At 41.1% G+C, this 14934-nt stretch carries 16 protein-coding genes and 1 riboswitch; of the genes, 4 read left to right on the forward strand and 12 right to left on the reverse strand.

The features are described 5' to 3' along the window. The first annotated feature begins 94 nt into the window (after positions 1-94). Positions 95-697 carry a hypothetical protein gene (locus L990_RS02790; protein WP_047445319.1) on the forward strand — a complete coding sequence of 201 codons (603 nt, stop codon included), beginning with the start codon at positions 95-97 and terminating at the stop codon, positions 695-697. 60 nt (positions 698-757) lie between these two features. Here the strand turns inward: L990_RS02790 and L990_RS02795 are convergent, their stop codons facing one another. The 11 genes from L990_RS02795 to L990_RS02845 all read right to left on the reverse strand — a co-directional run bounded on the left by L990_RS02795 (position 758) and on the right by L990_RS02845 (position 10049). After that, a complete protein-coding gene (locus L990_RS02795; RefSeq protein ID WP_047445321.1) occupies positions 758-1420 on the reverse strand; it encodes an HAD family hydrolase in 663 nt (220 codons plus the stop codon). A 313-nt stretch (positions 1421-1733) separates the two neighbouring features. Beyond that, positions 1734-2804 (reverse strand): type I restriction endonuclease, encoded by a 1071-nt coding sequence (locus L990_RS02800; protein ID WP_047445323.1) that lies wholly within the window; start codon positions 2802-2804, stop codon positions 1734-1736. 445 nt (positions 2805-3249) lie between these two features. Then, entirely contained in the window at positions 3250-4194 is a 945-nt protein-coding gene (locus L990_RS02805) for a DUF4421 family protein (protein ID WP_047445326.1), read from the reverse strand. Between the two features lie 489 nt (positions 4195-4683). Further along, complete coding sequence (locus L990_RS02810) at positions 4684-5148, reverse strand: hypothetical protein (protein WP_047445328.1); 465 nt, start codon at positions 5146-5148, stop codon at positions 4684-4686. 36 nt (positions 5149-5184) lie between these two features. Continuing rightward, positions 5185-5670 (reverse strand): DUF2628 domain-containing protein, encoded by a 486-nt coding sequence (locus L990_RS02815; protein WP_047445331.1) that lies wholly within the window; start codon positions 5668-5670, stop codon positions 5185-5187. A 59-nt stretch (positions 5671-5729) separates the two neighbouring features. After that, entirely contained in the window at positions 5730-6260 is a 531-nt protein-coding gene (locus L990_RS02820; protein WP_047445333.1) for a DUF4920 domain-containing protein, read from the reverse strand. A 61-nt stretch (positions 6261-6321) separates the two neighbouring features. Further along, positions 6322-7059, reverse strand: a complete 738-nt coding sequence (locus L990_RS19050) for an energy transducer TonB (protein WP_052180674.1) — start codon at positions 7057-7059, stop codon at positions 6322-6324. Positions 7060-7305: 246 nt separating this feature from the next. Next, positions 7306-8154: a hypothetical protein gene (locus L990_RS02830; RefSeq protein ID WP_047445335.1), complete on the reverse strand. Its 849-nt coding sequence runs from the start codon at positions 8152-8154 to the stop codon at positions 7306-7308. Between the two features lie 62 nt (positions 8155-8216). After that, a complete protein-coding gene (locus tag L990_RS02835) occupies positions 8217-8648 on the reverse strand; it encodes a hypothetical protein (protein ID WP_047445337.1) in 432 nt (143 codons plus the stop codon). A gap of 19 nt (positions 8649-8667) precedes the next feature. Then, complete coding sequence (locus L990_RS02840) at positions 8668-9048, reverse strand: DUF2007 domain-containing protein (protein WP_047445339.1); 381 nt, start codon at positions 9046-9048, stop codon at positions 8668-8670. An 83-nt stretch (positions 9049-9131) separates the two neighbouring features. Beyond that, a complete protein-coding gene (locus L990_RS02845) occupies positions 9132-10049 on the reverse strand; it encodes an alpha/beta hydrolase family protein (protein ID WP_047445341.1) in 918 nt (305 codons plus the stop codon). Between the two features lie 362 nt (positions 10050-10411). Then, a riboswitch (TPP riboswitch) is annotated at positions 10412-10507 on the forward strand. A 72-nt stretch (positions 10508-10579) separates the two neighbouring features. On the opposite strand from L990_RS02845, the gene L990_RS02850 reads away from it, so the two are divergent. The 3 genes from L990_RS02850 to L990_RS02860 all read left to right on the forward strand — a co-directional run bounded on the left by L990_RS02850 (position 10580) and on the right by L990_RS02860 (position 14331). Beyond that, complete coding sequence (locus L990_RS02850; RefSeq protein WP_047445344.1) at positions 10580-13027, forward strand: TonB-dependent receptor; 2448 nt, start codon at positions 10580-10582, stop codon at positions 13025-13027. A gap of 63 nt (positions 13028-13090) precedes the next feature. Next, positions 13091-13696 carry a nicotinamide riboside transporter PnuC gene (gene pnuC / locus L990_RS02855; RefSeq protein WP_047445346.1) on the forward strand — a complete coding sequence of 202 codons (606 nt, stop codon included), beginning with the start codon at positions 13091-13093 and terminating at the stop codon, positions 13694-13696. After that, on the forward strand, positions 13690-14331 hold the full coding sequence (locus L990_RS02860) for a thiamine diphosphokinase (RefSeq protein ID WP_047445348.1): 642 nt from the start codon (positions 13690-13692) through the stop codon (positions 14329-14331). Before pnuC ends, L990_RS02860 begins: the two co-directional genes overlap by 7 nt. Before the next feature lie 50 nt (positions 14332-14381). On the opposite strand, the gene L990_RS02865 is transcribed toward L990_RS02860, so the two are convergent. Further along, on the reverse strand, positions 14382-14843 hold the full coding sequence (locus tag L990_RS02865) for a hypothetical protein (RefSeq protein ID WP_047445351.1): 462 nt from the start codon (positions 14841-14843) through the stop codon (positions 14382-14384). Between the last annotated feature and the right edge of the window lie 91 nt (positions 14844-14934).

Consider the following 14934-nt stretch of genomic DNA (forward strand, 5'->3'; position numbering starts at 1 on the left):
TTTTTATTTTATCCTTGTTTTATGGGTTAGTAAAGTGCTTTGCAAAAAATCGGTACACTTTGATTTCATTTAGCGGTATGCTGCTGCTTTTGCATTGCTATTTGGTGGCTTTGCGATACTATTCGGTTGTTTTGCGGCGCTATTCGTTGGCTTTGCGGAACTATTCGGTTGTCTTGCGGCTCTATTCGGTGGCTTTGCAATACTATTCGGTTGTCTTGCGGCGCTATTCGGTGGCTTTGCGAAACTATTCGGTTGTCTTGCGGCGCTATTCGGTGGCTTTGCGATACTATTCGGTTGTCTTGCGGAACTATTCGGTGGCTTTGCGATGCTATTCGGTTGTCTTGCGGAATTATTCGTTGGCTTTGTTATTATAATCGGCCCTACAGCTAAGCTTGTTGATGGTTATGCAAAGCTATTTGTTGCTGTTGTAGCCCTATTCAGTGGGTTTGATGAGCTACTTGTTATTTTTGCAGCTTTTATTGGTAGCCTTGTGCAGCTATTGGTTGCCCCTGCTAACGCATATTATTCTTTTGCGGGGTATTCTGTCTTTTTTTACTTCTTAGCTGCAATACTCGATAGATTGTTTGTGATTGCTGCTATTGAGGTTGATGGCAGCGTGAAGTGCTGCATTACGTACTATTTTACCGATGCGGTAAATGTTTTTGCAATGTGGGTGCAAATGGGGAAGGTGCTTTAAAAAAAAATGGCGCAAGAAGCTGAATGGAGATTGCCTCTTGCGCGTTATGGGGTGTTTGTTCTACCTTACCACCTCTAGCAGCGACCTGTTGAACTGGTCGAAGTGGGAGATTTGTGGCAGGTCGAACTCGCTGTAGCGGCTGCCTGTCGAATTTACAATTACTACGGCTGCGGCCTTTGCCCGTAGGGCTGCCTGAATGCCGGAGCTCGAATCTTCGAAGATTATAGACTTTTCTTTGTCTACCTCCAGCGCTGCGGCAGCTTTCTCGAATAGGTCGGGATGGGGCTTGCCCCTTACGGTGCCGTCGTTGTAGATTATATGCTTTTCGTCGAAGTACTGGAGCAGCCCAAACTTTTCTATAAAGAAGTCGACGTTTGATTTGCCTGCGGCGGTAGCTATGGCCATTGGTATGCCCTCCGATTTGAGGTGTTGTAGCAGCGAAATGGCTCCGGGCGCTAGCTCCATTGCATGCTTAAGGCATTCGTTGCGGTATATTACCTCCTTTTCTTCGGTTCTGCGCTCCACCTCGTCGTTCGCCATGCTGCGATTGAAGAGGATCTCGAAGGTATCCTTTCCGTTGCGACCGTGAATGTACTCGCGCTTTTGTTCGGGGGTAAGCTCAATGTTATGCTCCTGCAGGTACTTATCCCACGATGTTTCTTGGTATTCCGAATCCCAGAATAGGGTTCCATTGAAATCGAATATGACTCCACCTCTGCTCATAACCGTACGTTAAGGTTTTTGTTGGGTTTGAGGGGGCAAAGTAAGGGCTATTATCGGAGCTACTGGTCGATGATATTTTAAATTCTACAAATAATTTTGTATTGGAGGCTTTGAGTTGTGGGGCTGATGCCGTAGAGTTATATTTCTTTTGTTTGATTTTTTTTGAATCTGAATATTCTAGTAGAATTCTGTTCTAGCCTTTTGATGGTATATAATTATTTTGGTTTGAGTAGGAGTTTTTATTGATGATGTGGGCATAAAGAGTAAGCATCTGAAGCTTACTCTTTATGCTGTTAATAATATTATTTATCTACTACTTGTCGTTTTCGTAGTTGTCTAAAGTCGAAAGAAGTTCGTTGGTGTATTTGTAGATATCGTCTAGTGATTCTATTTCTACTTTTGTCTCTTTCTTTTCTGCATCAAATATTCCAAGGTACTTTTTAGACATGCTGTTGAGCCATAATCTGCAAATTGGTTTGCGATTGTTGTCGTCAAGGATTATGCTAAAATATGTTTGGGAGTCTCTGTAAAATATTCTGGAAGAGTCAATTTTTGTTCGTAGTATACTTTTTACAATATAAAAACCGTTTAATTCATCTTCCGTTGTTAAAACTTTTGATTCAGATGTTTCGTTCGATTGGCTTTCTGTTTGACTTTCTTCTTTGGCTGGTTTTGTTTGATTGATGGCGTTCATTAGCCGATCACTTACGATGTCATTGAATGTTTGATCGAGGGTTCTTTTTACAAGTTCGGTGAATTGGGTCATTACTTTTTCTGTTGCTTTCCCCTCATAGACTCTACTTACAAAGAATTTGACAAATTCAGGAGATGGTTTTGCAATTTCATTACTTAAAACCATTTTAATAGCATTGGTATATTTAAGTTCGCTGGCCGATGTTAGTATTGTATTGATATCGAATCCGCTTTTGTGAAACTTTGAAAGTTCTTTTATTTGCTGTTCTTTCGGATTTGTTATGTCGAAGCTGAAAAATGGTTTTTCGTCCATTTTATTTGACAGATCAAGGTCTGTGAAAAAGTTATATTGCACTCCATTGGTAAGCAATGCAAATCGGGCATTGGTTAGATGAAAATATTTATGGATTTGAGTGTAATGCTTATCAAGATTTTCTGAGTGATTTTTGCATTCTATGATCATTACAGGTTTTTCTTCCTTAAGAATGGCATAGTCAACTTTCTCGATGTTTTTTGCGCCGTAATCTGTTATGAATTCAGGGACAACTTCCATTGGGTTGAAAACATCGTACCCTAGACATTGGATGAAAGGCATGATGAAGGCACTTTTTGTTGCTTCTTCGGTTTGAATTTGGTCTTTCATCTTTACAACTTTATCTCCAAGTTGTTTGATTTGTTCTTTGAATTCCATGATGTTCTTTTTTAGTAAGTTATATAGTTGTTTTTCTTCTTTTGTATTCAGTATTTCAACAAAAATGGAAGTGCAATCAGAAATTTTTTGCTTGCTACAGCAAAATCAATTTATATCAGATTCAAAATGTCTAACTAAGGGTATTTGTTGTAGTACGTTCTTTTATAGAAATAGTGAATCTTTTAGAATTTTGTAATTTTAGTAATTATTTCTTCACGATGTTCGCGAAAAGTAAATTAAAGTGAAATAATATTAATAATTCAAGACGGTTGACTTTTAGTTTGACGGCGTGAGTGGCTAGAGGTTCTTTTTGAGGGTCTGTGTTATGCTTGCGATTTTAAATCGCTTTTGGTAGTTATATAGTAAACTTATACAGTTTTTTTGGGGAACTCTAAAATTATCTGTATTCCTATGTTGTTTTGTCTTTTATTGATTTGTTTTTAGCCTATCGCTGTATGCTAAACTTTCGGACGTAGAAAAAGTATATCCGCCCGTAGTTGAGGTTTACCATGGCGTTTGTTTTATCGCGTAGCTCGATGTAGTTGGTTACGAAGGCCATTCCGGCATGCCATTTCTCGTGGTTGTAGCAGATGGTGGCCCGTGCTAAAGCGGTTGGGGCCACGTAGAGATTGCGGTTAAAGAAAGATTTTATGCTGTTGTTTACCAAGTTTGCCCCTAAGGTGATCGATCCGTTAAAGAGCCATCTTTTTTGGGGTACCCAGCTGTAGGAGTAACCTACGTTGACGCCTGCTTGGTAGGCCGACTTCTTTTTTTGTCCATCGAACTTAAACGAGCTATCGGCTGTGAGGCGAATGAAATGCAGCGCGCCGCCCACCAGAAGGCTTCCGGCCGATTTTATTTGCCGCTCGTTCTGATCGAAAGCTGCCTGGTACGAAAATTTATTGCCGTTGAACACGTATTGGCCAACGATGCCAGTTCCGAAAACCGATAGGTCGGGGCAGTCTATCTTAATGGGCAGCACGTTTCGCGAATCGCTGAATAATCCCTTGTACTGCTGGTAAAATATATCGAGCACGTACTTTCTGCCGTACTGGTTAAAGAGCACGTCGAACGATTTGGTGCGAACGTACTTGTTTTCGGATCTTGCGCCGGTAATCCAGCCTATTGATATTCCAAATGGGAGCTTTGGGTGGGCCAATCCGATGCCAATACCTGTTGGATTGTTGGATCGATAGGTTACCTCCTTGTCCTGCTCGGTTTCCTTTAGGTTTAGTCCAAGCAGGTTGCTGTATAGGTAAGGCTTAAGTATGAATTCATTTTTATGAAGCTCGATGTAGCTGCTATCAACTTGCGAAAAACCGCTTACATGATTCCAAAATATTAGTGCGAGTAACCCTACTGCACGTCTGATGTGCCGACAATTTTTCATTAACGCCCGTTTCCGTTTCCTATCTACTTCTTGCAGGGATCAACCTTTCCCTAAATTCACTCAAATGGCTAAATGCTTTAGCGAGGTAGGGGAGTAGTAGCGCCCTTATGCCAGTACGTATGCACGGGTAGGCATTTATCGCATCGAAGCTCCAATAAACTTCGCATTCCTAACAGTAAAGCGACTGTAACCTTTTAATTTGATGCTGCAAAAGTACTTTTTTCGGATATTGGTGCAACTCCCCGAGGCGAATATCATGCTACCTAGCAGCGCTTTTAGCTTTTTAGCTGGCAAGTTTAGGTTTATGGGCTGCCGGTTGCTCCTGTTTTTTTATCGGATGGGGCCTGTAGCCCTTTTGTTAGTTGATTGATGCAATGCGTTTGGGTTTACGCAGCTGCAGTTGCTGCATCTTTTTAGTGGGGATAGCTTACGCTAGGCTGCGCTGGTAGCGAAAAAGGAACGGTGGCGCTTGCTTGTCGCGATGTTGGCTTAGGTTAGCAGCATGCCCTCCAGCTTCCATCCTGTTGCGGTGTTTACAAGGGTAAATAGGAGGTTGTAGGCTCCCTCTTCGGCATTTTTACTTTGTATGGTGTACACGATACGGATGGTGTTGCCATCGAGCGATGCCGAGAAGGGAATGCCATTTAACGAGGGCAGATGTTTAAGCTCGTTGAGGTAGCTGTTAAGCACTACAGCGTTGGGGTAGCGATGGTTGTTGCCGCTGCTATCGGGGCGGCACTCGGTGCACTGTAGGGTGTCGAGCGAATTTTGGGCTAGGTAGCTTGTGTTTTTATCATCCAGCGCCTTTGCAAATACGTGCCATAGGCTGTCGGCATAGGTGCTTGTCTGATTTTGCTTGCTGCCGCTGCCGCTTTGTTGTCCGCTGCCGCTGCAGCCCGCTAGCGCCAGCAGTGCAACGGCTACCTTACCCACTTTTTTTGCTACCTCTACCATAGTAAATACGATGCTTATTTTGTTGGCTACAATTACCTATCCGGCAACCGATGCGGTTATGATGCTACAAATGATGCCTATCAAAATAAGTATTGTTACAATAAGGCTGTTAGTTCCTCCTTTTCTTTCTAGGGCTTGGTGTAGCAAGCTTTCGTCGCCCTCGAAATTTTGGGCTACCTCTCCAACTTTTTTTATGGCATGCTTAATGTACAGGTAGTTGGCCGTAAAACCGTAGGTAATTGCCAAACAAATATTGCATATAAGATCGATGCTTTTTATTTGGGCATCGTCATAAATGCCGTAGTACCCAACTATTTTCTCTTCGGTGATGCTTACTAATGTAATTAGCACAGAAATAAGGAATGCGTGTAGGTACATTTTGCGGTAGGCAAACCAGAATATGGAGAAAAGAAATGCGTGGAGGTTAAACGTAAATTTTTTACCCTGCTCGTACTGCTCCAGCTTGTTGGTGTAGTATTCTGTGGATGTTTTTACGAATGCTTCGAAGTGTTCTTGCTTCATTAGTGTGATAGTTTTCCTCTATTTTATGGATTGCAAAATTTACACTTTATTCTGTAGGCTTACTTTACCTCCTCTATCTTTTCGGCGGTAATCTTAACCAGCGATATGTAGCCCTTCTTCGAATTTTTCAGCTTTGCGCGCAGGTCGGCCGCCCCCTTTTGCGATATTTCGGCAGCCTTGCCCTTTTCTTGCTGCTTCTTTACCCATACAGAGTCGATGCACATCTTTTTGTCGATGCTACAGGCGAGAATCTGCCGCTTTTCGACCTGAGAGATGTAGGCTTCGTCTAACCGAGTTTCCGTTACCTTTCCGGTAACCCGCACGGTTTTTCCGTTCAGGTTGTAGCTTATTTTTCCCTCCTTGTCCTTTAGCGTAACCATGATTTCGCTCTTGTTGGGCGTTTCGATCTTCATTTTTTTTCCGTCGACACCGCAAATATGGGTAACCTTGCCCGTTACCTCTACCTTTTTTCCAGCTAGCTTGTCGATGCCGCTAATGAGATCGTCGGCGTTTACCTTTTTTGTTTGCGCTATCGCATCTATTCCCATTAGGCAAAAAAATGCCAGCACTAGGGCTATCTGTTTTTTCATAGGTTGGTGGGTTTTATTCCTATTGCATGTGTAAAAGGATGGTTGTTTGTTTAGTACAGTCCTAGTTCAATTGAAATTTAATGGGAATGGCAAATGATATATCCGCTTTTTTCCCTTCTACATACCCAGCTTCCCAAAATATGGACGATTCATTAACTACTCGAATGGCCTCATTATCTAATAAATCGCTGTGAGTATTGGAATATACAACCTTCGCATTACAAACTCGTCCTTCCTTATTTATGGTAAAACGAACAAAAACAACGCCTTGTTTTTTATTTTGTAAAGCTTCTATTGGATATTCTAGCTTTAGTCTAATAAATGATTGTATTTTAGAACGATCTTCTCCATTAAATCTAGGGTATACTATTATAGGAAAGTATGATGTGTCTTTTCCGGTAGATGTATAGCATTTCCCTGTTACTACAGAATCTAACTTGTAGGTATCTTTTCGGCGTAAGGTTCCCGTAGAATCGTATCCGAATACCTCTCCATCTAACCTGTTTTCGTTATAGTTTAATTTGTATTTAATGGCACCATTTAGATAGTACTCTTTTGTTTCTCCATGCTTTATTTTATGATTATTCTTTTTGTAGTAGCCTTCTTCTAGCAAAATTTCATTGAGGTTGTATTTCTTTATTAGAATTGATTTGTCTCGAATGCTATCAGTGTAAATTTTGAGAAGGGAGGTTGCTTTTGCTTTTTGTGTTTTGATTCCATCATCGTCGATATACTCAATTTTTTGTGCAAAAGAGCTGATGGTAAATGCGCAAAGCATTAAGGTAATGATCTTCTTCATGTTTTCGATGTTATTGCACCCTTCGCAAATGCGCTGGTGCTGTTTTGTAGTTATGGATAGATATTTTCTTGTTTATAGCTTCGAAGGTAACCGTTTTTGTTCCAAAATTAGTCGTAGTTGAGCGAACATTTTTTTTACTGTGGGATGTTTTTTTAGAGTTGTTGCTTGCGTTTTGTTTAGTGATTGACTTTATACCTTACTCTAGCACAAATTATTTCGATGATGTATGGCGTGTCTATTTTAGCTTTAACGGGTTGGTTGCTTAGTTAATATGTACGCAAGTTTACCTGCTTTTAGATTTCTATTTTCTTCGCTTCCTGTTAAATCATACAAGTAAATAGTATCTCCTTTTATCTTAAATCCATACGTTTTTTCTTTTTTTGAATAGATGTTGAAGCATATCTGTTCGATGGTAGGCTTGTATGCCCCTAAGTAATCGGTAAAAATGTAGAATGTTTTAAATTGAGGATGCCCAACTACAATTCCATTGCTATTAAATGTGATTAATGTTTTGTTGTTGTATTTGTCTTGGACGATGTATTTCCCGTCAAGGATACTCTTGTTGGTGATTACTTGTATTCCCCAATCTAAGTCCTCATCTTGAGGCCTGTTGGCTATTTTGGTGAATTTTTTTGAGTCGAGTAAAAGGGAATTTTTGTCGTAGTGGTATAAAATTAGTTCGATTACTCCATTTTCTTGTTCGTAGCCGATTTCGTAGAAATTCTTCTCATCATCATAATCGGGGATGTTTGTTTTTAATCCTTTCCCACAGCATCCTTTAATAAAGAATAGGGTGAATAGCGTTCCTTCGTGGTTGTTTAGGCTTGCGCCTACTTCGATGCTATCTAGTAGGTTGTTCGTTTTTATGTGTAAGGCAGCATATCCGTCCAGTGTATGTGCCGATTTTATTGGAGATTTTGTTTTTTTTATTGAATTAACATAATCACGTGCAACCCATACTCCATTTATAATGGGACTATAGCGATGTTTTAAGCTGTCTATGTCGTTTTTTGTAGCTCTTTGCGCAAAAGTTCTTGTTGTATTTGCATTCCATATAAGGAGAACGATTGAAATTAATATTTTGAGAAGTTTCATTTATCCGTTTGTTGTTATTTGTTGATATCGATTATTTTATATGCGTTATTGGCTGTTTTTGCTTATCGGTGTGGTTCGCTTTTTTTTATGTGCTCCTTTATCAATGCTATCCTTTGCTCGTGATCGGCGGAGTTGGCTTCGTCTATCACCTTGATGTGCTCTAAAATTAGGAGCGCCCTGTGGAGGAGGGCGAGCTTGGTGTTACACTCCTGCTTAACGGCTATTTTTTCGAGCAGGGTGCTTAGCATAAGCAAGTTTTCGATGTCGAATCCTTTTATCTTCTCGATGTACTCTACTGCCTGGTCGTCGTTTTTTTGGATGAAGGCCCCGAGATCGAATTCGAGGTAGTATAAAAGGTCTTCGGCTGTTTGCCTATACAGCACCTCGGCTGTAGCACCCTTACGATGTGCACTGCCAGCTACTTTACTGGCAATCATTCTTACTATTGCTCCTGTTTTTTCTATTTCGCGGAGCATGTAATCCTTCTGTTCCATATTTTTTATCGAACTTAGGTTATACCGAAAGAAATATAACTGGGAGTATGATGGCCATTATTAAAATGGTGATAAGTATAATAAAGCGCAGCTCCACCGTTAGCGTTCCAATGAGCGGCAATCTTGATGTTTTTTTGTCGAACTCCGAAATGAAGGACGGGGTAGGTGTTGTTTCCTCCTTAATGTAGCCTGCTTCGAGCAGCGCCTGCATGGCTTGTTCTACGTCGGTTTCTTTTACCTGCACCTTTACGCCTCCAATGGCGTTGGAGTAAAAGTTATTTACCTGCGCAGTTAAATCGTCCTTAATTGTTACTTCAATTCCTTCCGACTCGAGCTTTGCTTTTGCTAGGTAGGCCTCTTGTGGGTAGGTAAACGATATTACAGTAATCCAATTTTCCATAGTTAGGGTTATTTTGGGGAAACTTGAGCCTGCCTTTGGATGGATTAAGCTCAAGTTCTGTTTTTCTTACCCTAAATATAGCACTATAAGTATTTATTGAGAAATTCTAGCACCTTTTTGTTGTAAACCTCGAAGTTTTGCATCGGTCCGTTCGCGCCTCCATGCTCCGCTTTAGGTACAATCCATATTTCTTTTTCTCCAGGTAGCATCGCTAGGATGGATTTGCTCATTGCAACAGGCGTTCTCTCATCTTTTTCGCCAACAATTAGCAATGTTGGCCTTTTGAAACGTGGTGCTAGCATAATTGGGTTTAATTCTTTAGGATAATCTGCTGGCACTATTAGCTGCCTGTTCTTATTTTTTGGCAGCGCGCGGATTATTGGCATCACCTCATCGAATGATGTCATAAGCGCTTGCCTTACAAAGCACTTTATGTCCGAATCCAGACTTGCCGCTGCCATTGATAGGTACGCTCCTGTCGACCATCCCATCAGCGCAATGCGTGTTGGATCAACCTCTGGCTGTTTTTTTACCATCTCAATCACCGATTTGTAGTCGGTAAGAAATTCGGTGTACACCATGTAGTCCTCGTTCATCTTCCACTCGTAGCTTTCGCCAAACCCGCGCCAGTCGAAGGTTACGACGTTGTATCCGTTGGCAATGTAGCTCCCGGCAAGCGCGTACTGCATCCAGCTCATGTTTGCGGCGTCGCCGTTACATATTATTATGGTTGGGCGCTTTCTTTTGTCGAGCAGTTTGTAGGTTCGTTTAGTAGGATTTTCCCACGCTTGCTCTTTTTCCTTGCTGCTTAGCGAATCTTGTGCCGGGTATAGCCATGTTTTTATTCTAAGCTTATCTGGAGTTGTAACATCTAGGTCGCGATATATCAGCCCTAGGTGTTCTGGATAAAACCGATATTTTCTATCGGGTTTTATGGCTATTGCGGTAGCCGAACAAAACAATAGTAGGATAGCGAGGCCTGCTGTAATTCTTTTTGTCATGGTTTTGTGTAGTTTAATGGGTAATGCTAAGTTTTAAAACGGTGTTGCTGCATATAATATTGCAATATCTTAGGATGATGCGCTTTTTACATGGTTATTGGTCCTAAATGTGGAATGGGTGTTTCGTCTATCAGTCTTGTTTCGACGTTTGATAGGTTTGCTCTTTAGCAAGTTTACGCGTATGTTTAAAATGCTTTCTACTAAATGGCTGTTGTTAGGGTGTTTGTTTACCATTATTTATATTGGCATTTAGTTTATGAATGCGATGTTGCTAAAAATCATTTGGATGTAAGTCTTGTTTTTGCATTTTAGTGCATGTCTAATTTATATCTCTTTATTAAAATATTTTACGTTACCTTTGCATCGACTAACGGGGGTGCCCTAATATTACGGGCTGAGATTATACCCTTTAACCTGATCCGGGTAGTGCCGGCGTAGGGAGTAAAGCGAACATATCTACATTTTATTTTCCCCCTTTTAATATTTACGGCGGTAGTCGTGCCGATGTTTAATTATTAAAAGATTTAATCATGCGCAAGTTAAGCGTAATCGTTACGCTGCTTTTGGTTTTTGCCGCTCTGGTAGGTTCGGCAGCCATTAAAGGCGGAAAAACAATCTCTGGAACAGTTGTTGGAGTAAAGGGAGAGCCTCTGGTTGGGGCTACCGTGCTAATCGAAGGTGTTGGTAAGGGAGCTACCACCAACGGTCGTGGGTTTTATCGCATTGGTGATGTAAAACCAGGTGTATATACCCTTCGATTTAGCTTTGTTGGCTATCAAACACAGCAGCTTCGTGTCGACATTAAGGAGAGTCAGGCTTTAAACGCGGTGCTAGAGGTGCAATCGGTTCTTGGCGACGAGGTGGTGGTATCCGCTACTCGTGCATCAAAGCGAACTCCAATGGCATTTACCGATCTTAAGGCTTACGAGATAAAAAGAAACAATACAGGAGGCGATGTTGCTCAAATATTTGAGCTAACACCCTCTTTTGTGGCCACCACCGAGAGCGGAATAGGTATCGGTAACACCGCATTTAGTATTCGTGGTACCGATGCAAGCCGCATCAACATTACCGTTGATGGTTTTCCCATTAACGACCCCGAGTCGCAGCAGGTTTTCTTTGTTAACATGCCCGACGTAACCTCTTCTGCTAGCAGCGTGCAAATTCAGCGTGGTGTTGGAACGTCAACCAACGGTGCAGGAGCATTTGGTGCTACCGTAAACTTCCAAACAGGCTCTGTTAGCAACGAACCTTATGCCGAGATTAACAACTACGTGGGTTCTTACAACTCGTGGCGCGGAAATTTTTTAGCGGGCACGGGATTAATTAACAACCGCTTCCGTTTTGACGCCCGCATCTCTCGTGCTAAGAGCGATGGCTATGTTGATAGGGCTACTTCTGACCATAAATCGGCTCAGGTGTCTGGTTCTTACTACGGCGATCGTAGTACGCTTAAGGCCACCATAATTTATGGAGAAGAGAAAACCGGAATTAGCTGGACGGGCGTTCCCAGCTCTATTATTGGTACAGACAGAACCTATAATCCTGCCGGATATTATAAGGATAAGAATTTCAACACCCACATTTACGGAAACGAAACCGATAACTACAAGCAATCGCACTATCTGCTTAACTACTCTCGTAAGTTGTCTGAAATATCAAGCCTGAATGTCGGTTTCTTTTTTACTCATGGCGAAGGATTTTACGAGAATTATAAGGATAGCTCAAAGGTTAAGAAGTACGGGTTGAAGCCTTACGATTACAATGGTAAAACATACAAGTACAACGATTTTGTTGTGCAAAAATGGTTGGATAACGACAATGTGGGATCAACAGCCTCCTTTGTTTTTACTCCAACGGCCAACTTGAACTTCACTTTAGGCGGTGCAGTTAGCCGATTTACCAATGATCATTTTGGAAAGATTAAATGGTCGGAGATTAACCAAGGTATTTTGCCCGATTACGAGTGGTATCGTAGCAAGTCAACCAAGGATGATGCCAATATTTACTTTAAAACGTCATGGCAGGTAACCGACAATCTAAACGTTTATGGCGATATTCAGCACCGCTACATTTACTACAAAATGAAGGGGCTTGACGACGATGTTGTTGATATTTCCCAAAGCCATACATTCAATTTTTGGAATCCTAAGATGGGGGTTTTTTATTCTCTTGATGAAAAAAACAGCATGTTCGCCTCTTTTTCGGTAGCCAATCGCGAACCAACTCGCACCGACTATACCGATAACTTTAAATCTGCCAATAAAATTACTTCAGAACGTCTTTTCGATTACGAACTTGGGTATAAATATGCAGGAAGTACAATAAATTTGGGTCTCAATGTTTACTATATGCACTATCGCGATCAGCTTGTTCTTACGGGTAAACTAAATGATGTGGGATATCCAATTCGCCAAAATGTTCCTACCAGTTATCGCCGTGGAGTTGAGTTAATGGCTGGCGTTAAGATTTTAGACAACCTAAGATGGGAGGGAAATTTGACGCTTAGCCAGAATAAAATTAAAGACTTCGTCTATTCCGTGGAGTTGTCTGATTTGAATCCAGATGGGACGTGGGTAAACTATGAGATTAAGGACTACCATTTGGGAACTACCCGCATTTCTTTTTCTCCTGATGTGATTGGTGCAAGCCAACTTACATTTGAGCCGTTCCGAAACTTTAATATTATACTCACCTCTAAGTATGTTGGACGTCAGTACTACGATAATTCGGAGAATGCAAGCAGAATGCTAAAGGCTTACTTTGTGAATAATCTAAAAGTTGGTTACGATTTCTCGGTTGCTGGAGTTAAAAATATAGGAGTTCAAGTTGGTGTAAATAACCTGTTGAATGAGAAGTATATTGCTAATGCTTGGGTTTATCGTGCTGAGTTCAGAAATGCGCCAGACTATATTGAGGACGGCTTATTCCCTCAAGCAGTGCGTAACTATTGGTGCCGCTTATCGCTACGCTTCTAAAATATTTCATCTTTAATATTACCGATACGCTTTTACATAGCGTATCGGTAAAATCTTATAGAAATGGTTAGTTGGATTGCTGAAAACTATGTGGAAGTTGTTGGTGCAGCCTTGGGGCTCATTTTTCTTTATCTGGAGATAAAGGAAAAGGTGTGGCTTTGGCCAGTGGGGTTGCTTTCGTCTATTTTTTATGTGGTAATCTTCTTCGAGGCAAAGTTTTATGCTGATATGGGATTACAGGTGTACTACGTTGTTATTAGTATTTATGGTTGGTATCGGTGGTGGCGAGGAGCTGGAGGTCATTCTCATAATAACCTGCCAATAGTTAATCTGAAATTTGGACTTGGGGTTAAGCTATTAGCCATAAACACCGCTTTATTCTTCGGAATTGCAGAAATCCTTAGGCGATTTACCGATTCTCCAATTCCCTATTGGGATGCGTTTACTACCTCTTTAAGCATTATTGCAACTTGGATGCTGGCAAAAAAAATCATTGAGCAGTGGTGGATTTGGGTAATTGCTAACTTTGTCTCGACGTGCTTATTTGTATGGAGGGGCTTATACCCATCGGTGGTGCTTTTCTTCTTTTACACGGTTATGGCGTTTGTAGGCTACTACTCGTGGCGTAAAACGTTACGCGTACAAAAAAAAGATGCTGAACAATGTTAAATTCTGATGTTACGGTGATTTTGGCCGATGGTGAGTTTCCTTCTCATCCAACGGCGCTTAATATTCTTCGCTTTTGTAGCAGAGTTATTTGCTGCGACGGGGCGGCTGCAAAGCTTGTTGCTAGCGGCATTCGGAACCCAGACTTTGTGGTTGGCGATTTAGATTCGATTGATCAAAACTTGGTTGAGGAGTTGAATGGTAAGGTTGTCCATTTTGAGACACAAGACACCAACGACCTAACGAAAGCGTTTGAATTTGCAATTGATAGCGGATATCAGGATATCGTTATTCTTGGAGCAACGGGATTGAGGGAAGATCATACCTTAGGCAATATCTCTTTGCTGATGAATTATGCTGAAAGGGCGAACGTTCGGATGTATACCAACTATGGTTTTTTTGTTGCGTTACGTAGTTCTTCTCGGATAGAAAGTGAAAAAGGACAGCAGGTGTCTGTGTTTTCGTTTACCCCCGATGTGCCAATATCCTATCAAGGGCTGAAATGGGATATTACCAATCGTCCGTTAAAAATGTGGTGGGAGGGTACTTTAAATGAATCTCTCGGCGACTATTTTACCATCGAGTTCGAAAATGCAAAGGTGGTTGTTTATCTTGCCTACATGGATGTGAAAAAATAAAGGATGAAGTTCTCTCCATCCTTTATGCTATTTGAAAGGTTGTGCTTGCGTTACGCCACTTCTGTATTGTAGCTTAAAATAAGCTTCGAATGGCGAGCGTACTCAACGTAAACTTTGTCGCCAGGATTAAATTCGTCCCAAGAACCGGTACTTAATAGTTGGAAACTGTGGTTGTTGAAAATTTTTGTTCCGTTAATTTCCATCACCAAGTTTTTCTTTTTGTTTAGCGATACTTTCTCTTTGATTATTGCAGTCCCAACTACCTTTATCCGCTCCTTCAAATCCCTCAATATTCCTACAAACTTGTAGGTAAATAGTATTGCCCATCCTATAAAGTTAATAGGCATTCCAAGTACAATTCCGCTCACACCAAAGGTGGTGTAGGATAAAACTAAAATTAAGGCGGCAGTTGAACCTGCATAAATCCAATACCGCTTAGTTAAACCTTTAATGTACCCACGGAGGATCTGTACTTCGCGCCCCGTTAGGCTGTCAAAGTTGTAAATAAGCATATAGATTAAAAGTTACAGGTGAAAAATTCTAATTCCAACGCGCTAAAAATATGAATTATTGTCAATAATCCGTTGCGTAATGACATTATTT

The organism is Alistipes sp. ZOR0009 (assembly GCF_000798815.1).
Lineage (GTDB): Bacteria > Bacteroidota > Bacteroidia > Bacteroidales > ZOR0009 > Acetobacteroides.